Below are 23481 nucleotides of genomic sequence, written 5' to 3' on the forward strand. Positions count from 1 at the left end.
GCTCTGTCGCTGTGCATTTGTTAAAAAATATCTGTCTACTTGACTTTTAAACACAAGATGCGTATAATAGTAATGTTACTAATAGGAATATATGGAGGTTAACGATGGACAATATCATTCTTGGGCTTTTACTTATGTGCAATAGAACAATCTATCAACTAAGGGAAAGAATAGATAAAGGAATCAATTTGATGTATAGCAGTAGTATGGGAAGCATACAGGCAGCTATAAGAAAATTGCTGAATTGTGGGTTTATCAGCTATGAGGAAATAGTTGATAATGGAAAGTATAAGAAAGTTTATTGCATAACCGAAAGTGGACGGCAACATTTTTTCGAATGGATAAATGCACCCATAGAAGAACAAAGTCCCAAAAGCCCAGAGTTGGCAAAGGTCTATTTTATGGGATTTTCGGATAAAAAAAATCGTGAAATAAGCATACAACAGCATTTAATATTTTTGAATGAAAAATATAATGTATTATCGGCAATATGTGAAGAAGCAGAAAATATCAAAATTTCAGAGGAAAATAAAGATATACTTAACTATCAGTTTGTTTCCGCTCTTTATGGAAAAGAACTGATTAAATTTAATATCGACTGGTTTGAAAGCTTGTTAAGAAAGATGAGGAACGGTGAAATATGAAACAATACCATTTAGAAGAATCGCCTATTGTTTATTATATCAGTAGAAAGGAAAGGGCTGAGTGGATACTTTTTATACATGCTGCTTTTGTAAACCACAATATGTTTCAAGCACAAATTGACTATTTTCAAGATAAATATAACATTCTTACCCTTGATATTATCGGTCACGGTAAATCAACAAAAGTACAAAAAGGCGATAGTATAGATAAAATGTCATCGTGGATAAACAAAATTCTAAAAACAGAAAAAATAGAAAAGATACATATTGTCGGGATTTCATTGGGGGCTGTATTAGCGCAAGACTTTGCAAACCAGTATCCAGAAGCCGTACAATCACTTGCTTGTTTCGGCGGTTATGATATAAACAATTTCGATGTCAAAATGCAGAAGGAAAATAGCGCATCACAGATACTTATGATGCTTAAAGCTATATTTTCAATTAAATGGTTTGCAAAGTCGAATAAAAAAATATCTGCTTATACTTTACAGGCTCAAAAGGATTTTTACGAGATGAATATTCAATTTTCTAAGAAGTCATTTATGTATTTATCTTCTTTAAGCAGTATGATAAATGTTCGGCAGACAGAACCGAGGAAATACCCTTTGCTTATTGGCTGCGGAAAGTACGATATTCCAATGGAACTATCCGCCGTAGAAATGTGGAAGAAAAATGAACCAGAATGTGGTGTGATTATTTTCGAGGGAGCTGGACACTGTGTGAATATGGACACGCCGAATAAATTTAATGCAGCTATGGAGGAATTTTGGTTAAGTGGAAACGGCAAATACTAAAAGTGATTGGATACGCTGCCCTGTTTGCGGAAATAAGACCCGTGACAAAATTAGAGAAGATACGATTTTAAAAAACTATCCTCTCTATTGCCCGAAATGCAAGCAGGAAACATTGATTGAAGCAAAAAATTTACAAATAACAGTCATCAAAGAGCCAGACGCTTAAGACGCAGAGCCGATGAACAAGTGAGTAGTGATATGCTCCCCTTATGGTAGACAGATGAAATAATAAAACTGTCACTATAAGGAGGAGCATATTTTATGGGACAACATTCAAAATACTCTTTTGAAATGAAATTAGATGCCGTTACAAAATATTTGGAGGGAAGCTGTTCAACAGAAAGTATCGCCCGAAGCCTGGGAACAAATGGAACACGTATCGTCGAGTGGGTGACCTTGTATCAGTCTTTAGGAATAGAGGGGTTAAAAACAACTCCAAAACTCCGTATCTATTCCGCCGAAACAAAACAAAATGCTGTTGCCGATTACCTTTCCGGCAAAGGAACATTAAGGGAAATCCAGAAAAAGTATGGAATCCGCTCAGATAAGCAGCTTCGCAACTGGATTATGAAGTATAATGGTCATGAGAAGTTAAAGGCTTCTGGAACAGGAGGAACCAGCGTCATGACCAAAGGAAGAAAAACCTCATATGAGGAAGAACACGAGGCATTTGGGAGGGGTAAACTGCTAATTTCTCTCCAATTCGACAAATCAGTGTGCAACAATCAAATATCGCTGCTGTTACAGAATGTTTCCGTCTGGCTGCTGATGCGGTCAGGCGCTTTTTTTGCCCGATCACACCAGCCCAACAAAGCGGTAGTAAATTTTAATGTCCTGGTGTCTTTGACCGTCTATGACGGTTCGTTCTCCAACTTCAATGCGGTCAATCAGTTCCTCAATGATTTCCCGGTTCAGTTCCTGCAAGTCCAGATACTGCTGGATGGTTCCGGCCCACTGGTGGATATTGGCGATGTCCTGCTGGGCTTTCCGTTCCCCGGCTAACAGGCTGTCCAGGCGTTCCGATTTCTGGATGCGTTCCTGCTCGTTCTTTTGAATCAGAACCGAGAAGGAATCGCCGCTGATTGCCCCGCTTACCTTATCTTCATAAAGTTTTGCGGTGATCTGTTCCAGCTCCTCCAAACGCCGCCGCAAACGGCTGATTTCCTGTCGGCAGTCCTCTTGTTGCGCGGCGCTTGCGGATTGTATGTGCTGTTTCAGCTTATCCAGTACAGCGGCTTCATCGGCTGCAACCGCTTTGCCATGCGCCCGGATTTCACTCAGCACCAGGTTTTTCAGGCTGATCTCAAAAATCCGGTGCCAGGAGCAGATGCTGTGCCTGGTAGTGGCAAACCGGGAGCAGAAATAAGAAGTATAGTGCTTGACAGTGCCATTTTTCCGGCGCTGTGTTTCGCGGGCGGCAACCAGAGGATGCCCGCAGTCCGCGCAGACCAGCTTTCCGGTAAACAGAGATGCTTGGGGCGGCGTATTGTTAGCGGAAATCTGTTTCGCCGCCTGATTGATTTTCTGGACAGCCTCCCACAGCTCCGGCCCGATAATCGCCTCGTGCACGCCCTCATGGGAAATCCATTCCGATTCCGGTTTCCTTATCATGGTCTTATCCTTATAGGAACGGGAACCGGTGCAATTCTGTGTGAGCGTACCGGCATAAACATCATCGTTCAGAAGGCTTCGGACGGTTGCGTAAGCCCACAGCCGGGAATACTTGCAGCTGCCATTTCCGTAATGGACCGCCCAGTACCAGCGGGGAGGGAGAATCCCTTTCTCATTCAAAGCAGCAGCGATTTTCCCATAGGCCATGCCGGACTGACGCATCTGGAATATCTGCCGCACAACAGCGGCGGATTCCCCGTCAATGACCAGCTTGTGTCTGTCCTCCTCGCTCTTGCGGTATCCGTAGGGAGCGTAGGCGGCAAGATACTGGCCGCTTTTCTTCTTGGCATGAAGCACCGACTTGACCTTGCTGGACAGGTCCTTGAGATGGTAGTCATTCATCAGACTGCGGAAGTGCAGCATATCGGTGTTGTCCCCCTCGCTGTCCAGGCAGTCCAGAACCGATACGAACCGGCATCCGAGGGAGGGGAAAATGACGTCCGTATAACGGCCCACCTCCACAAAATCCCTGCCCAGGCGGGAAAGGTCCTTTACCAGAATCAGGTTAATCAGGCCATGCCTTGCGTCCTCCAGCATTTCCAAAAATCCGGGCCGCTGAAAATTGCCGCCGCTGTACCCATCGTCCTGATAAGTCTTGACCTCAATCCAGCCGTTCAGCATGACGAATTTGGAGAGGATTTCATATTGGTTCTCAATGCTCACCGATTCATCGCTGGGAATATAGCCCTTCGCTTTTGCGGAATTGGAGGCGTCATCCACACTCAGGCGGCAATAGATACCGACTTTATATTGCTTCGCCATAATCCCGCCCCCTTTCCTGTGCCAGCGCCCCGTCCACATTCCCGACATAGCGGTAGTACACCTTGACCTCACAAATCCGCTGCCCGTTGACCTTCTGGGTATCGCCAACCTCGATCCGGTCTACCAGTTCAAAGAGAATGGTTTCGTCCAGTTCCGAGATTTCCGTATAGCGCCGAATAATTTCCAGCCAGCGGTCGGTATCCACCTGGTTTTCCAGGTGCGCCCGGACTTTCCTTTCCAGTTCCGGGACTGCCTCCGCCTTTTCTGCCCGTTCCGCTTCATATTTCTGCATCAGGGTCTGAAATACCGTCTGCGGGATGGAGCCGGTGCATTTGTCCTCGTAGAGATTCTGCATCAGACGCTCCAAATCGGAAATACGGGCTAAGGAGGATTTTAATTCCTGCTCATAGGAGAAAAGCCGGGTGTGGGATTCTTTCTCCTTCAGCCGGAGAATCTCGCCCATCAGCCGGTCCGGGTCATATTCCGCAAAGCGGGCCTTTTCCCGGATGTCCTCCAATACCAGCTGGGTCAGCACCGTTTCATAGATGGTGTGGATGGTACACGCGCCCCTTCCGCTGCGGGAGTAGTTGCCGCAGATGAAAGAGCTGTACCGTCCCGGTCTGCCATCCTTATAGGTGAATTTTTCGATATGGTTCCGCATTTTGAAACCGCAGTCGGCGCAGTACACAAGTCCGGTGAAGATGCTCTTGCAGCCATCGGACGGGGCGCTTTTCCGCACCTTCTTTTTGCCGATGCTGGCTACGGTATCCCACAGTTCCCGCGAAATAATAGCCTCGTGGGTCCCCTCCACCCGAATCCACTCGTCCTCCGCTTTATTGACGAGCTTGCGGGATTTATAGGAGAGAGTGCCGCTTTTGCCCTGTACCATGTTCCCGATGTAGACCTCGTTGCGGACCATGTTTTTAACCGTCTGGTCGGCCCACTTGTGGTTGACCCTGCGGGGGTCGCTCTGGCCCTTGCGCTGGTAGTACAGCACACCGGGCGGATGAATCCCTTCTTCATTGAGCGCCACCGCGATAGCGTGAAATCCCATGCCTGATGCCCGCATTTCAAAGATACGGCGCACAACCGGCGCGGTTTCCTCGTCAATCACCAGATGGTGCTTATCCAGCGGGTCGCGCCGGTAGCCATAGGCGGGGTAGGTCCCCATGAATTTTCCGTTTTCGGCACAGGCTCTCTTGACCGCCTTGACCTTCTTGCTGGTGTCCCGGCTGTAAAATTCATTAAATAAGTTCAAAAAGCACATGACATCGGTGCTTCCGTTGTTGCTCATGGTGTCAATGCCGTTGTTCAGCGCGATGAATCGGCACCCAAGAGAGGGGAACAGGTAATCCGTATATTGCCCAAATTCGATGTAGTTGCGGCCAAAACGGGAAAGGTCCTTTACCAGAATCACATTGATCCGCTTTGCCTTTGCGTCCTCGATTAACCGCCTGACGCCTGGGCGGTTGAAGTTCGTGCCGGAGTATCCGTCATCAATATAGACATCGACCTCATTCCAGCCGCGCTGCCTGACATAGTTTTGAAGCAGCAGCTTCTGGTTCTCAATGCTGACCGATTCCCCGTCACGTTCATCGTCGTTGCTTAACCGGCAGTAGATGCCCACGTTGTATGTTGTATCCATCATCTTTCTTTTACCTCCCGACCATCTCAGAATCCATACCTCGTGCGGCAAAATGGCTCCGCAGGTTTTACCCTGCATGAATATCTTACCGGAGAATCCACCGCCGCGCAATGGTGCGGGTCGCCGGTGGCGACCTCTAAGCGCCAAAGGCGGTTAGAAGCACCGACCGAGCCGACAGGCGAGAACGGCAGGCCGCGAGGCTTTCTGTTATTTGGAACCGCTGGCAGCTGGAATGGCTTCCGACATGGCGCGTCTGACTGCCAGCTGTTCCAGCGTCTTTCCCAGGTCCTTTTCTCCCGAAAAAAAGCTGGTGACGCGATAAATGGTTTTCCCGATCCGCACCTCTTTGTAGGAGCTTGTCGGGGTTGTCTGTTTGGTCATAAAGACGCACCTCCGTTCAAAAATTGTTTTTACTCTATGGTTAAAAAGCAGCCGTATCGAAAGATAAGGGCGGCGGTTGCCGCTGGATACCGTCCGGTACGGCTGCTGCAATTCTGTTTGGATGGTTCGTCATATTTGCCACGCCCCCTGACGATGGGGACATAACAGGCCGCTCCCGGCAGAGCTGTCATAACTCCGCAGCGCCGTTTTACTCGTGCGCCGCAGGGTTCCCCCCAAGTCTTTGGCGGGCCGTGAGGAAGTATCTTTAAGCCCCCGCACCATCATCGCGCCCGGAACGCCATCTCCGGGTTTAAGGCTGGACGTAGATCGCTCGGATTGCCTGTCTGTCATCACCTCCTGCAAGCAACCGTCCTGGCGGCGCGCCTTTTCCGCTTCGATACGGGTTATGTACCTGTTATGCCGTATATTCAGTTGTCAAGCTGCAATGAGGGGCAAGAGGACTTGTCCCTTCAATGTGTAGGCATTGGGAAAGGCGATTTGTTAAGCCTTTTTCAAAAAAATCTTGATTTTATTTATTCGCTGTGTGATTGCACTCCGGGAACAGTTCCACAGCCTTGCGACATCGGCCTGCCGGTATCCGTCCACAATGAGCAGGGTCAGCAGTTCCAGATCGTCCTCCGGCAATTTGCAGAGCCGCCGGTACAGCAGTTCATCCTCCAGGGAGGACAGCCAGCCAAACCGCCGGGAATCCACATCGCCGGTGTCCCAGGTGCAGGACAGGGATTCAAATTTTCGGAACAGGCAGGACTGCTCGCTCTCGTCCTCACACTGTTCGCTGGGAAGGGCCTGTACGCGGTTCTGATAGGTCCGCTGGCTGCAAAACCAGGTCCAGTCATATTCCTTCATGGCCGCGATCTGCCTATCGTCCATACCGGCTGCGCGGTATTCCTGTTCCAGCCGGGTCCATTCTGCATCAAACTTCCTTTTCTCATATCCATAGTGAAAGCCCATAGTTTTCCTCCATTTCGATTCAGGCGTGGTTGACGGGTGAATCGAATGGAGGTGGGGACCGGCAGCGGTACACATCGGGAGGTTTCCCTAAAAATCGACAATAAGAAACGCCAGCTTCTCGCAATGAGAAACTGGCGCAACAAAAAACACCATGATTATGCTGATTTATATGGATTGATAATACTGATAGATAACTATAATATCCCGGAGGAGGGCCTATGCTTTTTTTAATTGATATATGTCATAGCTATTACAAATGAATATTGCAGACATGGCGGTATCCTCCTATACACCGCCCATGCTGATTGCTGAGGGTCATCTGGAGGTCTGCTTTTTAGCAAAAAGAAACGGCGGCCTTGATCTACTCAAAACCGCCGTATCCGTCAGTGATACAGGAAAGCGCACGAAATCCTCTGCCCGTCAGCGGTTTTTTTCTTTTCCCCGCTGTGGAGGCAGATGTTTGGATATGTAGGCTCGTTTCATTCCACAAAGAACAGAACCCGCCGGATCAGCTCCGGGATATTGACCGGGGCGGTGATATAGTCGTTCACGCCCTCATGCCGGTATTCATATTCCGTGGCAAGGTCGTTGTTCTCGGTGAGGATAAAGAACGGCAGAAGCCGGACAGGGGGATTCTTCATTTGGAACATCCCCGCCACCCGTCGCAGCGTATGAAACAGCTCCATTGCTGTGCCGTCCGGCAGTTCCAGATCGCACAAGATCAGTTCTATTTCTTCATCCTCAAAAATCCGACACTTGGCGTCTGCTATCGAGGAAACCAGAATCAGGTCAAGGCCCTTTTGCAGCATAGCCGCCTGCAACGCCCCGGCGCTGGTATCTTCCGCATGGACAAAGAGCAGCTTATGAAAAGTTGAATCTGGTTCGCCGGATAACTGCCGGTAAGCGTATTCCACCAGCTTATCTTGCAGCAGCAGCCCTTTCATTTTGTCCATGCACAGCGTTGCGCCCCGGCGCATAGCCTCTTGTTCGTAGTCGTCCTTGTCATGGCAGGACGCCAGAATAAAAGGCAGCTCCTTATCTGCGGCCCGCACCTCGTTCAGAAAGTCCATGCCGGAACCATCCGGCAGATCGAGATTACAGCAGACCACCAGCGGCATTTCCTCTTGGATGGCGGCCCGCGCTTCTTTCAGTGTACAAGCCGTTTTCACCGGGTAGCCCCGGTGCTGTAAGTATTTTTGCAGACACCATGTATAGGTGTCGCTGTCATCGATCAGCAGTATCTTTTTCATATATCTTCACCCCCAATATTGATTTACCACAAGCATACACTACAAATGTTACACAAATGTCCGAGGTGCCTTTGATTTCGGCAGAAAAACAGGCTGAATTGTTACAAAGCTCGGACATTTCAAAAAAATTTTTGAGAAATTGCGAAAAAAGCGGGGCAGCATACGCCGCCCCGCCGATCTCATATGGTTATTCCATCGTCCTGATTTGCTCAACAAGAGATTGCTTTTTCAGATTTCCAGTTGTGTAAGAAATCAAGGTGAATTGCACAATCAGCAGGATTGCTAAATATATCAATACGATCAGCCACGGAAATGAATAGTAAAAGTATGGATTCATCGTTTTCACAACTACCTGTACGGATAGGAAGCCCAGTCCAGTCCCCAAAACCAATGTTACCAGCGTAGCAAAAACTGAATACATTAGCCCCTCATAGCACAGCATTTTGATAAGCTGCTTTTTACTCAAACCAATCGCCTGTAACATTCCAATTTCCTGCCTACGGGATAAGAAGTTGGTGATTGTCGTATTGACAAGGTTGATTAAAGAAAAGCACACAACAATAACAGCCACGATCAACAATACCCCGAAAGAAAGTTGTTGAAGCCCGCTATAATAAGTGATACTTTCTTTTATGGTTTCCATAACCAAATCGCTATTTCCGTCTATCCGTTGATTTAATGCGGCTTCAACCGTATCAAATTTTTCCATATCGGTAATTACGGAAATCGTACCTGTGCAATCTATCCCGGTCGCTTCATTCATAAGCTGCTCTGGAAGCGTAAAGCACTTTGAGAAGCCGGAGTAAGAATATTCGTTTACAATGCCCATGACTGTATAGGTCTTTGTGCGAATTTGCCCGGATTCGGTTTTATAGTCCACTTCGACGGTATCACCCAACGAAGCCTCAATATCATAGAGATCGGCACGCTCTTGAAGCAAGACAATTCCATTGCCTGCCACCAGTTCATCATAATCAATCGTTCCCGCAATTCGCTCTTTCTCCAAATTCTGCTGCTCATCCCGGCAAAAGCCCTGAATCCATTTTCCAGAATTGCCATTTACAAGATATTCTGCGTCTGTGTAATACCAGCGCTTGATTCCTGTAACGCCATCAATAGATTCTACTGCATTTACAAAATCGGCATTTAGAAAATTCTTTTGCTGCAATCCAGACAAAGAAATACCGGCAGTGTCCCACGATTGATTTGCGTTGAGCTGGATGTTAAATTCACCGACAGGGAACACCCTGCCTCTTGCCTCTGCAACGCCATCATAGGAAACTAACATTGTCGAAATCAATACAACCAATACTCCGCCGAGTGAAAGAGAAAGTATTGTTAAAGTGGACTTTGCCTTTTGTCTGGACAGATTCATTTTAGCAAGTGAAGCAGGCGTTATTTTACGGTGCAACACGGAACTTTCTTTCATTTTCCCCTGATAATCGGAATATCGCAATGCTTCCAGCGGAGATACTGCCGCAGCTCTTTTTACAGGAGTATGAATAGCAATCATCACAATAATAAATGCAAAAAGGCCAACCCCGACCGTCACACATAAAGCAGTCAGCCAGTACCAACCGGCAGGAACCAGAAAATACCCAATCACATTTCCAATAACCAGACCAATCGGGATAGCAATGGCAGCAAGTAATTTTCCCTCGCGGTAAACCATCTTTTTGATCTGTCGTTTTGTTGTTCCGATTGTGCGAAGCTGTCCATAGTTACGGATACTGCTTGCTACTGAAATATAAAAAATCGAATAGATCACAATGCCGGAACCAATGAAAGTTATAAAACCGACCAAGAAGTAGAACAGCATATCACTTCCACGATTTTCGTCCTTTAAGTTGAAATAAGTGGAACGGACAATCACATTATCATCGGAAATTTCTAATTGCTGTGCCAAAGTATTTGCATAGTTGGCGGCTTCTTCCTCGCTCATATTTTGAGCGTCTTTCAGCCCAATGTAAAAATCAATCATGCCCTCGTCGCCATACTGCTGTCTTACTAATTCTTTCGATATAATAGCTGTATAGCGTCCAATATCGCCGGTTTTCACATTTAAGATTCCCGTCAATTTGAAATCATGGGTAGTGCCGTCAGAAAAGGGGATTTGAATTGTCTGTCCCAATTCATTTGAATAGCCCAAACTATCCAAAAAGGATTCCTGTACTACAATTTCATCCTCCGAAGCTGGTAAATCTCCCGAATAGGGCATACTTTGGGATATTAGCATATCTGCATTTGCATAAGTAAAATTCACGGTTGAATGGTTTACCTGTTCAGAAAATGCGTTAAAAAATTCCCCAACCCACGCAATTTCTTCTTGCTTGTATAGTTCCTGTCCCTGTTGTTCAGAAATCGCATGATACATAATCTGCGCTGTTTTTTGGTTGCGGTTCTGCGTTTCCTGCATAACCCCAAAGCCATAGAGGACAATAGCAGACAGCAATGCGCTGGCAAGTGCAATCGTCAAAACAATAAAGATATTTCTTTTTCGATTCGCCGATATACTGCGATTTGATATGCGCTTTACTATGCCACTGGTATCATTTTCAAAAGGCCAAGTCATAGCCTGCCACCTCCTTATTCCACAATCTTGCCATCCTCAATGCGGACAATCCGATCTGCAAGGCGGGCAATGTCATTGTTGTGGGTAATCATCACGACAGTTTGCCGGAACTCCGCGCTGGTGCGTTTGATAAGCCCCAGCACTTCGGCGCTGGTCTTGCTGTCAAGGTTGCCGGTCGGCTCGTCGGCCAGCACGATAGCCGGTTTGGTAATCAGGGCGCGGGCAATCGCCACACGTTGCTGCTGGCCGCCTGAGAGATTGTTCGGCATATTTTTCAGTTTATCTTCCAGCCCCAGCAGGTGAACAATCTCGTCCAAAAACTTCTGATCCACCGTGTCCCCGTCCAGCTCCACCGGCAGGACGATGTTTTCATACACATTCAGGATGGGAACAAGGTTATAGTTCTGGAAGATAAAACCGATGTTGCGGCGGCGGAAGATGGTGAGCTGTTCGTCGTTCTTCTTTGCCAGTTCTTCGCCTCGGACAATCACGGTTCCGCTGGTGGGAGTGTCCAGTCCGCCCATCATGTGAAGCAGGGTAGACTTTCCGCTGCCGGAGGTTCCCACAACGGTCACAAATTCGCCCTCGTCTACGGAGAAGTTCACGCCGTCAAGGGCGCGGGTAATGTTCGGCTCTGCGCCGTAATGCTTTTTCAGGTCAATCGTCTGTAAAACGCTCATATTCAAAGCTCCTTTCAACGCTTTCTGCCTGTTGATAAGGCTATTGTAAAACCCAAATGTCCGCGAAATGTTACAGCGGCCCAAAAAATTCATTGAAAATCGGGGTGAAATGTTACAATGCTCGGACATTTCAAAATCAGTCTGCCATTTTGATCCGTTCCACCAATGAATTTCTGCATTGAATTTTTAGACAGATAGCAGAAATTATAATAGGTGTTATTATTAAGCAGACACCGTAAATCAGTAATATCGTTTTCACAACTACCTGTACGGATAGGAAGCCCAGTCCAGTCCCCAAAACCAATGTTACCAGCGTAGCAAAAACTGAATACATTAGCCCCTCATAGCACAGCATTTTGATAAGCTGCTTTTTACTCAAACCAATCGCCTGTAACATTCCAATTTCCTGCCTACGGGATAAGAAGTTGGTGATTGTCGTATTGACAAGGTTGATTAAAGAAAAGCACACAACAATAACAGCCACGATCAACAATACCCCGAAAGAAAGTTGTTGAAGCCCGCTATAATAAGTGATACTTTAGTAAAGACCGTTGCTGATTTACTGAACGAGATTGAGAACGAAACCTTGTATCGGGCATTGCTTACGGTGGACAGGCGTACCCTGCAAATTATCCTGCTAAAAATGCAGGGCTATTCCACAAAGGAGATTTCCCCGCTTGTAGGATTGACAACAGGGGCTATCTATGCAAGGCTAGACCATCTGCGGAAAAAGCTACGGAAGATTTTATAATCATCTAATATAGACGGTTTTTCAGCGGGCTATTGGATGGGAGATAAAATTCTCCCATCCAATTTAAAATTAAATGAATAAAAATCCTGTCCACAGGGAATACTAAAAAGTTTACCCAAAATCTTGACACAAATATAGTCGCTATGATATTCTGAAATACTCATAGGAGAATTAGAAGTAAGTCAGAAATGGAGATGTCAGAATGACACCAGATAAAATATTGAATTACTGCCTTCAAAATCTTGAGGGGACAGTCTTAGTTGAGAGTTGGGGCGAAAAAGGGATTTTCTATAACCCAGACCATGTGCTGAAACGTGGCGTTTATATATTGACGGTTAAGGAAAAGAACGGTGATAATGACAAAGGTTCTGATTTAAACAGAGAGAATGTCTACCGTGTGAATCTGGGAATACGGAAAAGCACTTTTGCGGAATTGTTTGGGGCAGTCCCAAAACGTCCGCCGGCGGGCGGTGTTGTAGATATGGATTATGACTTTACCGTATTGAATGAGATACTCCCCCATCCTGTTTACGCATGGATGGCGTGGATATGTGCATTGAACCCCTCTGAACAGACATTCGAGGAATTGAAACCATATATCCAAGAAGCCTACGAGTATGCAAGGGAGAAATTTAAGAAACGAAAGAAGTAATCTTGAAGATTGAAAATTAAATAGCACATAGATGGAAGAATGGAATGTCAGCCAATGGATAAAGCTGACTGTCGCCGAACGTAAGCCGTCCTTTTCGGCTGGCGTATGGCAGCAAGGTTTTGAATCCCAAAGCCGTTACATAGCATTGCGAATCCGAGCAGGAGAAAATACTCCTGTCATTCGTGATGCGGTGTAGCGGCTTTTTCATTTATCCAAAAGTCAAGAGAAATCAAATCCAGAACGGAGGTGCAGGGACATAGGATTTTCTTATCGGAGGGTAAGACAGGTATGGAAGAATGCCGCTGCACAGGAAAAATGCTCTGCAGCGTTGTCCACAGAGATAGCGAGCATCGGATTGTGTCAGCCACAATCCAAATCCACGCCGCTTGTGGGCGTGGACTAACTCAGGGAACATCCCTGAATACCCTGTTAAAAATGAAATTCAAGACTGGAGGATAAGAAAAATGAGCAGAGAAAAACCAGAAAAGGACGTGCGGAATGTCCCGATTACCGTCCGATTGAACGAAGAAGAACATGAAAAATTAAAGCAGTGCGCCGCCGCTTGCGGTCTGTCCGCAGCAGAATTTATGCGCCAGTTATGCAAAGAAAACGCCCCGCAGCCACAGCCTAAAACCGAGTTTTGGGAGCTGTTAAACAAGCTCTATGAAGTGCATGACGCTTTCAAAAAGTGTGTTCCCTACTATCCGACCGCCGCCGAAATCTGTAAGGAGATTGAAGATTTTATCTTAGAACTGCAACAGAAATCAACTCTCCCACAACGGTTTAGCGTAGAAGAATTGACAGAACAGGAGGCGGTTTGATATGGCGGTAACGAGCCTATGGCATGTCAAGGGGAGCATAATCACGCTTCGGCAGGAACTATATTGAGGTCGGCTCTTACTCCGAAATCATCTACCCAGAAGCAGGTGTGAGGTTTATTGCCATCATGGACAACGTGGACACGGGCAGCCTTGAAAGCAACGAATTTGCCGCCTTTACCAACCTTTTCAACGAATGGTATCCCAAAAGCACGAGCAAAAAGGTAAAGGAAGTCAAGAAAGCGAAAGGGCTTGCAGGAGAACATCTGGGACCGCCGCCATACGGATATTTACGGAATCCAGACGACAAAACCCGTTGGCTTGTGGACGAGGAAGCGGCGGCAGTCGTCCGCAGGATATATTCACTCTGTATGCAGGGAAAGGGAATATCTGCTATTGCTGATATACTTTGGGAAGATGAAGTATTAACCCCATCCGCATATAAGGCTTCAAAAGGATTAGAAGCGGCAATCGTGTCAGGAAACCCATATAATTGGGAATCCACCACGGTGGCGTTAATTCTTGAAAATGTGGCGTATATCGGCGTTACGGAGAACTTTAAGTCCACCCGTTTAGGTTTTAAAAGCAAAAAGCGCATTCCCACTGTAAAAGAAATGCGGACGTATATTGAAAATGCCCATCCCCCTCTTGTTGACAGGGAACTATGGGAGAAAGTGCAGATGATACGGGCAAATAAACGCAGACCGACAAAAAATGGTGCAACAAGCATTTTTACAGGATTATTGGAATGTGCTGACTGCGGTACAAAACTAAGTCTGCGCTCATCAAAGAGCTATCTGTATTTCCGTTGTTCCAAATATAAAGGAAACAGCAGGAGCGGCGTATGCACACAGCATTATATCAGGGAAGATGCCCTATACCAGTTGGTATTAAAACAGCTTCAGCATTTCCTGTCCTATTTACAGCAGTTTGAAAGGGTATTTATCCGACAGCAGATTGACGCCACCCTTGCGGAACGCCGATACGAGTTATACGCAAAGCAGAAACAGATTGAAAAAGACGAAAAGCGCATGGAAGAACTTGACCGCCTATTCCGTAAAATCTATGAAGAGAGCTTTTGTCAAGGGAGCGTTTCATATAAGGCAAAATCTTTTGCAATCGGCATAACAGAGCAGCTGCTGAGATACAGTTTGGTGAACCCTCGCCTCGTAATAACGAACCCTGTATCACAAAGGCGCAAGGCTGTCAAGGCATTGGCTACGCCTCGCCTACGGCGGCCTTGACAGCCTTACAGCTTTGACCCTCTGGTAGTCAAGAGGGGGCTAAAGCCCCTCTTAATATAGCACGAAACACCTGGGCAACGGACTGCCATAAGTACCGGGCAGATCCGGTCCCTTAGCATCCCGTCGCCCAGGTGCTACCAAGCGAAAAGGAAAGTTAGTTGTTTTCAATCGGAGAAATAACGGGTTTTCCCTCTTTGCCCAGTAACGGTGTCATTCCTCCCGCATACCCATCTTTACGAAACACATAATTCACGCCAGTCTCTGTATCTATCCAAATCTCCGTTACATCCAAAGTCCCCTGTGAATAAACCTTCTTAAATCGTTTTTGGTCAGCCATTTTATTTACCTCCAATAATCGTAATTTGTCGATTTGTGACCGCCGACGAGCACAGTATACCACCGGCATACACAATAGTCAATTCTCATTTATAGGTGCAGCTAGTAGTGGCTAGCAATGTCTGGGGATATACCAGCCGTTTGTTGAGGGCTGGCCGCCCCCAAGCCCCTGTTAAATCAGGAGCATTGCTCCCGATTTTTAAGCCGCCTTCGGCGTCTGCTGTGCTGCTCTTTCCAGCAGGGAGCGGAAGCTGTTCTGCATGGTTGATCGGCGCATGGCTTGGTATAGCCACCCTCTGCCAATGGCCGTTCTGAACCCCGCATATTGCGGGATCTTCAAGCGCCTAATTGTCCACGCAACGCCAACGGCCTTTTTAAAATATGCCACTGGTATCATTTTCAAAAGGCCAAGTCATAGCCTGCCACCTCCTTATTCCACAATCCTGCCATCCTCAATGCGGACAATCCGATCTGCAAGGCGGGCAATGTCATTGTTGTGGGTAATCATCACGACAGTTTGCCGGAACTCCGCGCTGGTGCGTTTGATAAGCCCCAGCACCTCGGCGCTGGTCTTGCTGTCAAGGTTGCCGGTCGGCTCGTCGGCCAGCACGATAGCCGGTTTGGTAATTAAGGCGCGGGCAATCGCCACACGCTGCTGCTGGCCGCCGGAGAGATTGTTCGGCATATTCTTCAGTTTATCTTCCAGCCCCAGCAGGTGAACAATCTCGTCTAAAAACGTTTGATCCACCGTGTCCCCGTCCAGCTCCACCGGCAGGACGATATTCTCATACACATTCAGGATGGGAACAAGGTTATAGTTCTGGAAGATAAAACCGATGTTGCGGCGGCGGAAGATGGTGAGCTGTTCGTCGTTCTTCTTTGCCAGTTCTTCGCCCCGGACAATCACGGTTCCGCTGGTGGGAGTGTCCAGCCCGCCCATCATGTGAAGCAGGGTAGACTTGCCGCTGCCGGAGGTTCCCACAACGGCCACAAATTCGCCCTCGTCTACGGAGAAGTTCACGCCGTCAAGGGCGCGGGTGATGTTCGGCTCTGTGCCGTAATACTTTTTCAGGTCGATCGTCTGTAAAATGCTCATAAAATTCAATCCTTTCTTTGTTTGTTGTAAATGCGGAACGCTGCTGCGCCGGTGGCTGCCAACTGTACCAGAATCAGCACAGCGAACAGGCCGAAGCTCTCATAGTAGAATAGTTCATCCCAAAACAGGAGAACATCACAGAGAGCAGTCAAGGCAACCGTCCAACGGATATGCCGGGCCAGCCATTGACGAAACACCAGCACAAGGACAACGGGCGGGACGATCAGCAGCGCCAGATTCAAAATCTAGGTCGGGGTCAGTTCCATTGCGTCGCCTCCTCACTTTTGTTGATAAGGTCATTGTAAAACCCAAATGTCCGCGAAATGTTACAGCGGCCAAAAAATTTCATTGAAAATCGGGGTGAAATGTTACAATGCTCGGACATTTCAAAATCAGTCTGCCATTTTGATCCGTTCCACCAATGAATTTCTGCATTGAATTTTTAGACAGATAGCAGAAATTATAATAGGTGTTATTATTAAGCAGACACCGTAAATCAGTAATGGAATAAAAGGAAAAGCATATTGAAAATAAGTTAATCCATTCGCAGACAATATCCGTACTAACAAACAACCCATCAAGGTTCCTGCCACAACCGTAATAATCAAGCATGGAATAATCAGTAAGACACTTTCATGCAGCAGCATTTTCTTTATCTGTTTTTTTGTCATACCGATAGACTCCAATATTCCAAATTCTTTTCTCCTTGTGCTGATACGACTAATCAAGGTGTTTGTCAGATTAAAAATGCTAAACATAATGACAAAGGCAGATACCCCATAAACTTGTACGCTGGTATTATGAATCGTATTTGCCGAAGATGCTTTTACCTCTTGTAAGGTTTCCATTACCAAATCAGGGTGTCGGGACAGTATTTTATTTAATTTGCTTTCTACTGATTTACCCACTTTTTCATATTCAGGTACGGACAAAGTTAAGGAAGCTGTTAAATCCATATCGCCCCACAACTTTTCTATGGTTTCTTTTGGAAGATAAAAGCCCTCATTCATACTTTTTTCGGAAGTACCGGCAATTAAAACATCTATGCTGTGTTCAGTTCCATCAAACCATCGTAATGTCACTTTTTCTCCTATTGACGGGCAAGTATGATAGACTTCTTTCTGTACGCTTGTCCCTAATATAACCATAGCGTCTTGTTCCACCAATGTTTCGTATGTCCAATCGACAGGAAGCGTTTTCAAAATTTCCTCCTGATTATCAGGTGTAATCGGAATAATGGGAATTTCTAATTGTTCATCGTGATACTCAATAATGGCTGCGGTTCTCTCCGTAGTATAAATCTCTTTGACTTCCGGGATTTGTTGCAATTCTTCCATGAGTTCCTGTGAAAAAGGCGTATCAACTTGATACTCCGAAATACCATACGGTTTGGGGTTGACTAATGTATTGTGGTTAATCGCAATATAATATTCTCCATCTTCCAAATTGCCCATCCGCGCAAAGGAATCTGGATTCCATGATGATATAAATGTGGCTCCAACCATAAATAAAATCCCGCCGATTGCAAGCGAGGCAATCGTCAGATTGTGTTTTTTTCGATCCTGCTTTTCGCTCAATACGGCTAAAGAATACGGTGAGAGACGAATATGATTTTTCCTGTTGCGCACTCTACTTTCTTTTAGTTCTGGATCGTTTCCAACATATTTTGTTGCTTCAATAGGGGAAATATTTGAAGCTATTTGTGCGGGCTTGTATACGGAAATTTGTACGATGATAATACCTAATATTATTGCAAAAATACTTGTGGCTATGGCATTGATAATCGTTATCCCATTCGGCTCTAATAAATATGCAAATATGATACCTACTGTAATACCGGCAGGTATTCCGAACAGGCAGAAACGATACCCCTCTTTACGAATCATCCGCTTAATCTGTTTTTCTGTCATGCCAATAGTTTTGAGCTGTCCAATCTGCGACACTTGATTTGATACCGAAAGGTAGAACACACTGTATATGACAATTCCGCTTGAAAATGCAATAAAAAGAGTAGCTAAAAGAACACCTCCCATTCCTGATCCACTAATAAGTGAGGAACAGAATTTGCTATTAAAATAAAGTTGGTTCCTGCTTATGTCTTGGGATAAAGCCAGACGATATACTGTATTCTCAAAATCAACAAGCCCCATTTCCGTGGCGCCATTTATACGAATCAAGGCACTATATGGAATATCAGATAATAACGCTCCCTGTTCTGCATACGCTGGGGAAACATAAAAGTAAAATGTTCCTGTTTCCACATTATCAGTAAAACCAGTAATGATGAAGTCCTCTGTTTTGCTCCCAGCCGTTGGTAAAGTGATGGTATCTCCTATATTTAGCTGATACCCCAGCTCTAACTGAACATTTTTATCAATTACAATTTCATTGTACTGTTCTGGACAGGTTCCACTGACTAATTCATAGGATTTTATAATTCCAAAACCAGCCGGCATATAAACCGCTTCAAATTTGATCCCATCCATCAGAAAACTATCACTATGCTTATAGGGTACAATATCTTCAAGATCAGGTTCTTTTTTCAGAACTTCTATCTGTTCTGCTGTAAGCCCCCCGATGGTAGCTTGCTGCATTTGATTCAAAATCTTTTGTTCACTAATTTTGCTGCCTTGTTGGAATAAGGAGATTCCCACAATCAAACTAATTGCCAGTGCAATCGTCAAAACATTAAAAAGGCAAAAAATACGATTTGAAGATACATTGCGTTTTGCTAATTTCTTTACAATGGCGCTTGTATCGTTCTCAAAAGGCCATGTCATAGTTGTATCACCTCCATATTTGATAAGGCTATTGTAAAACCCAAATGTCCGCGAAATGTTACAGCGGCCAAAAAATTTCATTGAAAATCGGGGTGAAATGTTACAAAGCTCGGACATTTCAAAAAAATTTACGGCGGGCAGCCGGAAATGGCCGTCCGCCGCGTTCTATTTTGTAGGCAGCATAATGGAAAATTCCGAACCCTTGCCCGGCTCCGAAACCACTTTGATATAGCCGCCCTGCCGCGTTACGATCTCGCGGGCCAGATACAGGCCAATGCCCACGCCCTGCTGTTCGTGTACTTCTTCCTCACGATAGAAGCGCCGGAAGATGGCAGCCTGATTGCTTTCGGAAATGCCCTTGCCGGTGTCGGTCACTTTGATCTCCACATACATTTCCCACAGCACCACCGACACAGCGATTTTCCCGCCTGCCGGAGTGTACTTCACCGCATTGTCCAGCAGGTTAAAGAGAGCTTCGGATGTCCATTTGCTGTCATGGGAAACGGCCAAATCCTCCGGGCAGTCCACAGACACGGCGATTTCTTTTTTCTCCGCTGCATATACAATCCCACTCATAGCCTGCGCTACGGTATCAAAAAGGTGGCCAGGTTTCTTATCCAACTGGATCACGCCCGTTTCCAGCCGGGAGGTTTTCACAAGGGCTTGAAAGAGAAAGTCCAGCTTATCCGTCTGGCTGCGGATTCCCCGGATAAAGTCGGTTCGCTCCGCCTCGGTCATGGGCTTTTCCAAAAGGGTGTCCGCTGCCATTTTCAGATTGCTTACTGGCGTTTTCACCTGATGGGAAATATCCGATACAAGGGCCTGTAACTCCTGCCGTTCCTCGTCCACAAGACGACGGTTCTCCTGCATGATCTGATAAAGCCTTGCCAGCCGGTGTCCGATTCTGGCAAGCTGGGTTTCGCTGTCCTCTGGTCGCTGGGGCGCTTCATTCCCGGCGATCATGTGGTCTAAAGTCTGGCACAGGTCAGCGGTAAACTGTGACAGCCGCTTTCCAAACGCTTGCGTCAGTACAAAAATCCCCACAAGGGCACACAGCAGCAGCGCCCCGCCAGTCAGCAGCACCGCTGCCTGTTTTGTCACAAAAAACAGGGCTATGGTAATCCCGGACATGGAGAGGACAAGTCCTATTGCTACCCGGCCAAACAGCCGCTTTACCGAGAGGTTTTGAAACTTCATTTCGCCTCGCCTCCCGTCCACTGATAGCCCATGCCGTAAACGGTCTTGATGTAGGGCGTGCCACCGTCGGATTCAATCTTGCTGCGAATCCGGCTGATGGAGGTTGTCAGGGTGTGTTCATCCACAAATTTCTCGTCTATATCCCACAGCTTTTCCAGAAGCTGCCCACGGGTCAGCACTTGCCGGGGATTTTTACGGAACAGGTTCAGCATTTTGTATTCCATCGGGGATAAGGTCAGGGGCTTGCCGTTTAGGGAAGCCGCCTGCTCCGAGAAGTCCAGAAACAGCCGCCCGTCGTCGTAAATGTCCTTGGCCGGTTTGTGGTGTTCCAGCATGGCGAACATGGCTTTGATTTTCCGCTGCAAGGCCCCGATCACAAAGGGCTTTGTGATGTAGTCCACCGCGCCCACCTCATAGCCCCGTATCTGGTCGCTTTCCTGATCGTTGGCGGTCAGGAAGATTACAATGGTGTCCGGGTGCTGGGGCTTTATCAGCCTGCACAGTTCAAAACCGTTCCCATCCGGCAGGTTGATGTCCAGCAGCACTAAATCAAATTCCCGCTGGCGCAGGACATCAGCTGCGGTTCTGGCATTTAGGGCAGAAGTCAAGCCGTACCCGTCTGCGGTCAGGTTATAGGCTAACATCTTATTCAAAAAACTGTCGTCCTCGACAATTAAAATCTGCTTCATATCCTCACTTCCTTTGCTTTTTGCAGATAGTATAACAGGCAAATGTCCGCGAAATGTTACAGCGGACAGATTTTTTCAAAAAAATATCCACCTCTATTATAATTTGATTTGGTTAGTGATACAAGGATAGCGTTTATATCTCACTAAAAAAACAGCATAATCATACCTGTTAGTCGGCATAATAAGGTTATTCCTTTGTGTAAATCGGCACGATAGAATATATTCGAGGTGAATGATTATGCCGATTGATGATTTAACCGCTTTAGGGCAAAAAATGCGGGAAGCCCGAAAAGGAAAAAGCCTGACACAGCAGGAGCTTTCTGATTTGAGCCATGTATCTGTAAAGCAGATTGCCAAGATTGAAAAAGGGCAGATGAATCCGTCCTTTTTGATTTTGAAGGCACTGGCAAAGGTACTGCCGATTTCTCTGGATTCTTTAATCAATCCGGATGTTTCCCCGGAAGATGAGGGAGCCGGTCAGATGAAGATGCTGTATTGCAGCTGCCCGTCAGAAATGCGTGAAACCCTCTTGCACCATACGCAGGAAACCATGAAAGAACTAACCGAACTATCCGGGAAATTTAAAACGAATTGAGCCGGTGAGTGAATTTAATGATATGCTCCCCTTATGGTAGACAGATGAAATAATAAAACTGTCACTATAAGGAGGAGCATATTTTATGGGACAACATTCAAAATACTCTTTTGAAATGAAATTAGATGCCGTTACAAAATATTTGGAGGGAAGCTGTTCAACAGAAAGTATCGCCCGAAGCCTGGGAACAAATGGAACACGTATCGTCGAGTGGGTGACCTTGTATCAGTCTTTAGGAATAGAGGGGTTAAAAACAACTCCAAAACTCCGTATCTATTCCGCCGAAACAAAACAAAATGCTGTTGCCGATTACCTTTCCGGCAAAGGAACATTAAGGGAAATCCAGAAAAAGTATGGAATCCGCTCAGATAAGCAGCTTCGCAACTGGATTATGAAGTATAATGGTCATGAGAAGTTAAAGACTTCTGGAACAGGAGGAACCAGCGTCATGACCAAAGGAAGAAAAACCTCATATGAGGAACGGGTGGAAATTGTAACATACTGCATAGAGCATGGAATGGATTATGCCCAGGCAGCAGAAAAATACCAGGTATCCTACCAACAGATTTACCAATGGACAAGGAAATACCAGTCAAACGGCGTAGAAGGGCTTATTGACAAAAGAGGGAAAAGAAAATCTGAAACAGAAATGTCGGAACTGGAGAAGCTGCGTGCGGAAAATAAGCTTCTTCAAGCGGAAAAGCGCAGAGCCCAGCTGGAGGTTGCTTTCTAAAAAAACTCGACGAAATCGAAAGGAGGCGGTTCTAAGCCAGACACAAAATGAAACGGTTTATCTGGCGATACAGGAAATATATGACGAGCAGGGATGTTCAATATCAGAACTCTGCAGATTTGCGGGAATTTCGCGTTCTGCTTATTATAAATGGCTGAACCGAAAACCAAGTGAAAATGAGAAATTCAACCAGAAATTATGTGTCCTTATCAGAGATGCGTACGAGGAAAAAAGCGGGATTCTGGGTTACAGGCAGATGACGATTAAATTAAACCGTGAAAATGAATTTCAAGTCAACGCAAAGAGAATCTTGCGCCTTATGCGGATTTTACATCTGAAATCTGTGTGCCGGCGCAGGAGAAGAAACTATGTAAAATCAACGCCAGAGGTTACTGCCGAAAACATCTTAAACCGGGAGTTCCATGCGGAACGTTTTGGGGAAAAATGGCTTACGGATGTAACGGAGATGAAATATGGAGCCAGTGGGAAGGCATACCTGAGCGCCATTCTGGACTTGTCAGATAAAAGTATTGTTTCCTTTGTCATTGGACATTCCAATAATAATGCCCTTGTTTTTGAAACCTTTGACACTGCCCATGAAAACCATCCAGATGCAAGGCCTTTATTCCACAGTGACCGTGGATACCAATACACCTCAAAATACTTCCGTAAAAAGCTTAACAAAGCGGGAATGACACAAAGCATGTCAAGAGTATCCAGATGTATTGATAACGGACCAATGGAAGCGTTCTGGGGGATGCTGAAATCAGAAATGTATTACCTGAAGAAATTTCAAACATATGAGGAGCTAAAGGAGGCTGTATCAGATTACATAGATTATTATAATAATCATCGGTATCAGAAACGCTTAAACTGTATGACACCGATAGAATATAGAAACTATTTGAAAGATGCTGCATAAAAGCTCTGCCAGTCCTCTTTGCGACTGGCAGGTAAAAATTTTTATTTTTTTAACTGTCTACTTGACAGGGAGCGGTTCATAACAAATTCCTCACCGGCTTTGTTCTTTTTCGAGAAAAAGAAGGTTATCCCGTTCCGGGATAACCGTGGCAAGCAATGCCCCAGGATAGCCATTCGGCTCCTGGCGCTGCTTGTTGGGGATTCCCCAAGCCCCTTTTGAACACAGAATTTCATTCTGTGGCTGCGCGTTCCTGCGGAACGCTTTTCACCTGCCTGCGGCGGTGAGAAAATACGAAAA

The 23481-nt window shown here is 46.1% G+C and carries 28 protein-coding genes and 2 pseudogenes; 14 read left to right on the forward strand and 16 right to left on the reverse strand.

Translation table 11 applies throughout. The features are described from left to right. Window positions 1–104: 104 nt before the first annotated feature. The 4 genes and pseudogenes from GN277_RS07895 to GN277_RS30015 all read left to right on the forward strand — a co-directional run. Window positions 105–644 (forward strand): PadR family transcriptional regulator, encoded by a 540-nt coding sequence (locus GN277_RS07895; protein WP_159750605.1) that lies wholly within the window; start codon window positions 105–107, stop codon window positions 642–644. Beyond that, window positions 641–1438 carry an alpha/beta fold hydrolase gene (locus GN277_RS07900; protein WP_016288755.1) on the forward strand — a complete coding sequence of 266 codons (798 nt, stop codon included), beginning with the start codon at window positions 641–643 and terminating at the stop codon, window positions 1436–1438. The genes GN277_RS07895 and GN277_RS07900 overlap by 4 nt, the downstream gene beginning before the upstream one ends. Next, the gene (locus GN277_RS07905) at window positions 1419–1604 is read left to right on the forward strand and encodes a cysteine-rich KTR domain-containing protein (RefSeq protein WP_034229227.1); all 186 of its coding nucleotides are present in this window, start codon (window positions 1419–1421) and stop codon (window positions 1602–1604) included. The genes GN277_RS07900 and GN277_RS07905 overlap by 20 nt, the downstream gene beginning before the upstream one ends. A 95-nt stretch (window positions 1605–1699) precedes the next feature. After that, a pseudogene (locus tag GN277_RS30015) lies at window positions 1700–2008 on the forward strand (transposase); the annotation flags it as partial. 225 nt (window positions 2009–2233) lie between these two features. Here GN277_RS30015 and GN277_RS30020 read toward each other — a convergent pair. The 5 genes from GN277_RS30020 to GN277_RS07930 all read right to left on the reverse strand — a co-directional run bounded on the left by GN277_RS30020 (window position 2234) and on the right by GN277_RS07930 (window position 6869). Continuing rightward, window positions 2234–3871, reverse strand: a complete 1638-nt coding sequence (locus GN277_RS30020; protein ID WP_159750607.1) for a recombinase family protein — start codon at window positions 3869–3871, stop codon at window positions 2234–2236. After that, window positions 3855–5519 (reverse strand): recombinase family protein, encoded by a 1665-nt coding sequence (locus GN277_RS07920; RefSeq protein WP_159750608.1) that lies wholly within the window; start codon window positions 5517–5519, stop codon window positions 3855–3857. The genes GN277_RS30020 and GN277_RS07920 overlap by 17 nt, the downstream gene beginning before the upstream one ends. 204 nt (window positions 5520–5723) lie before the next feature. Beyond that, a complete protein-coding gene (locus GN277_RS29365) occupies window positions 5724–5897 on the reverse strand; it encodes a hypothetical protein (protein WP_002578908.1) in 174 nt (57 codons plus the stop codon). A 129-nt stretch (window positions 5898–6026) separates the two neighbouring features. After that, a complete protein-coding gene (locus GN277_RS07925) occupies window positions 6027–6248 on the reverse strand; it encodes a hypothetical protein (RefSeq protein ID WP_044934724.1) in 222 nt (73 codons plus the stop codon). 150 nt (window positions 6249–6398) lie between these two features. Continuing rightward, window positions 6399–6869, reverse strand: a complete 471-nt coding sequence (locus GN277_RS07930; protein ID WP_002578907.1) for a sigma factor-like helix-turn-helix DNA-binding protein — start codon at window positions 6867–6869, stop codon at window positions 6399–6401. Between the two features lie 45 nt (window positions 6870–6914). On the opposite strand from GN277_RS07930, the gene GN277_RS07935 reads away from it, so the two are divergent. After that, window positions 6915–7100, forward strand: a complete 186-nt coding sequence (locus tag GN277_RS07935) for a hypothetical protein (protein WP_022745063.1) — start codon at window positions 6915–6917, stop codon at window positions 7098–7100. Between the two features lie 25 nt (window positions 7101–7125). Further along, window positions 7126–7341 (forward strand): hypothetical protein, encoded by a 216-nt coding sequence (locus tag GN277_RS07940; RefSeq protein ID WP_159750609.1) that lies wholly within the window; start codon window positions 7126–7128, stop codon window positions 7339–7341. 7 nt (window positions 7342–7348) lie between these two features. On the opposite strand, the gene GN277_RS07945 is transcribed toward GN277_RS07940, so the two are convergent. The 4 genes from GN277_RS07945 to GN277_RS30025 form a co-directional block, all read right to left on the reverse strand. After that, window positions 7349–8119: a response regulator gene (locus GN277_RS07945; RefSeq protein WP_159750610.1), complete on the reverse strand. Its 771-nt coding sequence runs from the start codon at window positions 8117–8119 to the stop codon at window positions 7349–7351. A 187-nt stretch (window positions 8120–8306) separates the two neighbouring features. Further along, window positions 8307–10691, reverse strand: a complete 2385-nt coding sequence (locus tag GN277_RS07950) for an ABC transporter permease (RefSeq protein WP_159750611.1) — start codon at window positions 10689–10691, stop codon at window positions 8307–8309. Window positions 10692–10705: 14 nt separating this feature from the next. Beyond that, window positions 10706–11371, reverse strand: a complete 666-nt coding sequence (locus tag GN277_RS07955; RefSeq protein WP_159750612.1) for an ABC transporter ATP-binding protein — start codon at window positions 11369–11371, stop codon at window positions 10706–10708. A gap of 136 nt (window positions 11372–11507) precedes the next feature. Then, entirely contained in the window at window positions 11508–11855 is a 348-nt protein-coding gene (locus GN277_RS30025) for an FtsX-like permease family protein (protein WP_322101251.1), read from the reverse strand. Between the two features lie 57 nt (window positions 11856–11912). Here GN277_RS30025 and GN277_RS07965 point away from each other — a divergent pair. The 5 genes and pseudogenes from GN277_RS07965 to GN277_RS07985 form a co-directional block, all read left to right on the forward strand. After that, window positions 11913–12122, forward strand: a pseudogene (locus GN277_RS07965) (sigma-70 family RNA polymerase sigma factor); the annotation flags it as partial. 202 nt (window positions 12123–12324) lie between these two features. Then, a complete protein-coding gene (locus tag GN277_RS07970; RefSeq protein WP_120468322.1) occupies window positions 12325–12774 on the forward strand; it encodes a DUF6194 family protein in 450 nt (149 codons plus the stop codon). A gap of 31 nt (window positions 12775–12805) precedes the next feature. Further along, window positions 12806–12970, forward strand: a complete 165-nt coding sequence (locus GN277_RS07975) for a hypothetical protein (protein WP_159750613.1) — start codon at window positions 12806–12808, stop codon at window positions 12968–12970. A 268-nt stretch (window positions 12971–13238) separates the two neighbouring features. Next, the gene (locus tag GN277_RS07980; RefSeq protein WP_120468324.1) at window positions 13239–13595 is read left to right on the forward strand and encodes a plasmid mobilization protein; all 357 of its coding nucleotides are present in this window, start codon (window positions 13239–13241) and stop codon (window positions 13593–13595) included. Window positions 13596–13720: 125 nt separating this feature from the next. Beyond that, a complete protein-coding gene (locus GN277_RS07985) occupies window positions 13721–14836 on the forward strand; it encodes a recombinase family protein (RefSeq protein WP_159750614.1) in 1116 nt (371 codons plus the stop codon). Window positions 14837–14990: 154 nt separating this feature from the next. On the opposite strand, the gene GN277_RS07990 is transcribed toward GN277_RS07985, so the two are convergent. From GN277_RS07990 to GN277_RS08020, 7 genes are all read right to left on the reverse strand, one after another. Further along, window positions 14991–15173, reverse strand: a complete 183-nt coding sequence (locus GN277_RS07990) for a DUF6440 family protein (RefSeq protein WP_159750615.1) — start codon at window positions 15171–15173, stop codon at window positions 14991–14993. Between the two features lie 85 nt (window positions 15174–15258). After that, window positions 15259–15465 (reverse strand): hypothetical protein, encoded by a 207-nt coding sequence (locus GN277_RS07995; RefSeq protein WP_159750616.1) that lies wholly within the window; start codon window positions 15463–15465, stop codon window positions 15259–15261. Window positions 15466–15602: 137 nt separating this feature from the next. Next, complete coding sequence (locus GN277_RS08000) at window positions 15603–16268, reverse strand: ABC transporter ATP-binding protein (protein ID WP_120474615.1); 666 nt, start codon at window positions 16266–16268, stop codon at window positions 15603–15605. Window positions 16269–16273: 5 nt separating this feature from the next. Further along, complete coding sequence (locus GN277_RS08005; RefSeq protein ID WP_244324961.1) at window positions 16274–16513, reverse strand: hypothetical protein; 240 nt, start codon at window positions 16511–16513, stop codon at window positions 16274–16276. 147 nt (window positions 16514–16660) lie between these two features. Beyond that, window positions 16661–19048, reverse strand: coding sequence for an ABC transporter permease (locus GN277_RS08010; protein ID WP_159750617.1), 2388 nt, complete (start codon window positions 19046–19048; stop codon window positions 16661–16663). Between the two features lie 165 nt (window positions 19049–19213). Further along, window positions 19214–20245 carry a sensor histidine kinase gene (locus tag GN277_RS08015; protein WP_016222137.1) on the reverse strand — a complete coding sequence of 344 codons (1032 nt, stop codon included), beginning with the start codon at window positions 20243–20245 and terminating at the stop codon, window positions 19214–19216. Beyond that, window positions 20242–20934, reverse strand: coding sequence for a response regulator transcription factor (locus GN277_RS08020; RefSeq protein ID WP_159750618.1), 693 nt, complete (start codon window positions 20932–20934; stop codon window positions 20242–20244). The genes GN277_RS08015 and GN277_RS08020 overlap by 4 nt, the downstream gene beginning before the upstream one ends. A 238-nt stretch (window positions 20935–21172) precedes the next feature. Here GN277_RS08020 and GN277_RS08025 point away from each other — a divergent pair, with 238 nt between their 5' ends. From GN277_RS08025 to GN277_RS08035, 3 genes are all read left to right on the forward strand, one after another. Then, on the forward strand, window positions 21173–21529 hold the full coding sequence (locus tag GN277_RS08025; RefSeq protein WP_159750619.1) for a helix-turn-helix domain-containing protein: 357 nt from the start codon (window positions 21173–21175) through the stop codon (window positions 21527–21529). A gap of 85 nt (window positions 21530–21614) precedes the next feature. Then, a complete protein-coding gene (locus GN277_RS08030; protein ID WP_159750620.1) occupies window positions 21615–22262 on the forward strand; it encodes a helix-turn-helix domain-containing protein in 648 nt (215 codons plus the stop codon). After that, window positions 22252–23184, forward strand: a complete 933-nt coding sequence (locus GN277_RS08035) for an IS3 family transposase (RefSeq protein WP_159750621.1) — start codon at window positions 22252–22254, stop codon at window positions 23182–23184. The genes GN277_RS08030 and GN277_RS08035 overlap by 11 nt, the downstream gene beginning before the upstream one ends. Window positions 23185–23481 lie beyond the last annotated feature (297 nt).

This window comes from Sporofaciens musculi (assembly GCF_009830285.1).
GTDB classification, from domain to species: Bacteria; Bacillota; Clostridia; order Lachnospirales; family Lachnospiraceae; genus Sporofaciens; species Sporofaciens musculi.

Excerpts from the sequence above, each read along its gene's own strand:
- GN277_RS07895 (WP_159750605.1), top strand. The coding sequence starts at position 105 with ATGGACAATATCATTCTTGGGCTTTTACTTATGTGCAATAGAACAATC.
- GN277_RS07900 (WP_016288755.1), top strand. The coding sequence starts at position 641 with ATGAAACAATACCATTTAGAAGAATCGCCTATTGTTTATTATATCAGT.
- GN277_RS30020 (WP_159750607.1), bottom strand. The coding sequence starts at position 3,871 with ATGGCGAAGCAATATAAAGTCGGTATCTATTGCCGCCTGAGTGTGGAT.
- GN277_RS07920 (WP_159750608.1), bottom strand. The coding sequence starts at position 5,519 with ATGATGGATACAACATACAACGTGGGCATCTACTGCCGGTTAAGCAAC.
- GN277_RS29365 (WP_002578908.1), bottom strand. The coding sequence starts at position 5,897 with ATGACCAAACAGACAACCCCGACAAGCTCCTACAAAGAGGTGCGGATC.
- GN277_RS07925 (WP_044934724.1), bottom strand. The coding sequence starts at position 6,248 with ATGACAGACAGGCAATCCGAGCGATCTACGTCCAGCCTTAAACCCGGA.
- GN277_RS07930 (WP_002578907.1), bottom strand. The coding sequence starts at position 6,869 with ATGGGCTTTCACTATGGATATGAGAAAAGGAAGTTTGATGCAGAATGG.
- GN277_RS07935 (WP_022745063.1), top strand. The coding sequence starts at position 6,915 with ATGGAGGTGGGGACCGGCAGCGGTACACATCGGGAGGTTTCCCTAAAA.
- GN277_RS07940 (WP_159750609.1), top strand. The coding sequence starts at position 7,126 with ATGAATATTGCAGACATGGCGGTATCCTCCTATACACCGCCCATGCTG.
- GN277_RS07945 (WP_159750610.1), bottom strand. The coding sequence starts at position 8,119 with ATGAAAAAGATACTGCTGATCGATGACAGCGACACCTATACATGGTGT.
- GN277_RS07950 (WP_159750611.1), bottom strand. The coding sequence starts at position 10,691 with ATGACTTGGCCTTTTGAAAATGATACCAGTGGCATAGTAAAGCGCATA.
- GN277_RS07955 (WP_159750612.1), bottom strand. The coding sequence starts at position 11,371 with ATGAGCGTTTTACAGACGATTGACCTGAAAAAGCATTACGGCGCAGAG.
- GN277_RS07970 (WP_120468322.1), top strand. The coding sequence starts at position 12,325 with ATGACACCAGATAAAATATTGAATTACTGCCTTCAAAATCTTGAGGGG.
- GN277_RS07975 (WP_159750613.1), top strand. The coding sequence starts at position 12,806 with ATGGAAGAATGGAATGTCAGCCAATGGATAAAGCTGACTGTCGCCGAA.
- GN277_RS07980 (WP_120468324.1), top strand. The coding sequence starts at position 13,239 with ATGAGCAGAGAAAAACCAGAAAAGGACGTGCGGAATGTCCCGATTACC.
- GN277_RS07985 (WP_159750614.1), top strand. The coding sequence starts at position 13,721 with ATGGACAACGTGGACACGGGCAGCCTTGAAAGCAACGAATTTGCCGCC.
- GN277_RS07990 (WP_159750615.1), bottom strand. The coding sequence starts at position 15,173 with ATGGCTGACCAAAAACGATTTAAGAAGGTTTATTCACAGGGGACTTTG.
- GN277_RS08000 (WP_120474615.1), bottom strand. The coding sequence starts at position 16,268 with ATGAGCATTTTACAGACGATCGACCTGAAAAAGTATTACGGCACAGAG.
- GN277_RS08010 (WP_159750617.1), bottom strand. The coding sequence starts at position 19,048 with ATGACATGGCCTTTTGAGAACGATACAAGCGCCATTGTAAAGAAATTA.
- GN277_RS08015 (WP_016222137.1), bottom strand. The coding sequence starts at position 20,245 with ATGAAGTTTCAAAACCTCTCGGTAAAGCGGCTGTTTGGCCGGGTAGCA.
- GN277_RS08020 (WP_159750618.1), bottom strand. The coding sequence starts at position 20,934 with ATGAAGCAGATTTTAATTGTCGAGGACGACAGTTTTTTGAATAAGATG.
- GN277_RS08025 (WP_159750619.1), top strand. The coding sequence starts at position 21,173 with ATGCCGATTGATGATTTAACCGCTTTAGGGCAAAAAATGCGGGAAGCC.
- GN277_RS08030 (WP_159750620.1), top strand. The coding sequence starts at position 21,615 with ATGGGACAACATTCAAAATACTCTTTTGAAATGAAATTAGATGCCGTT.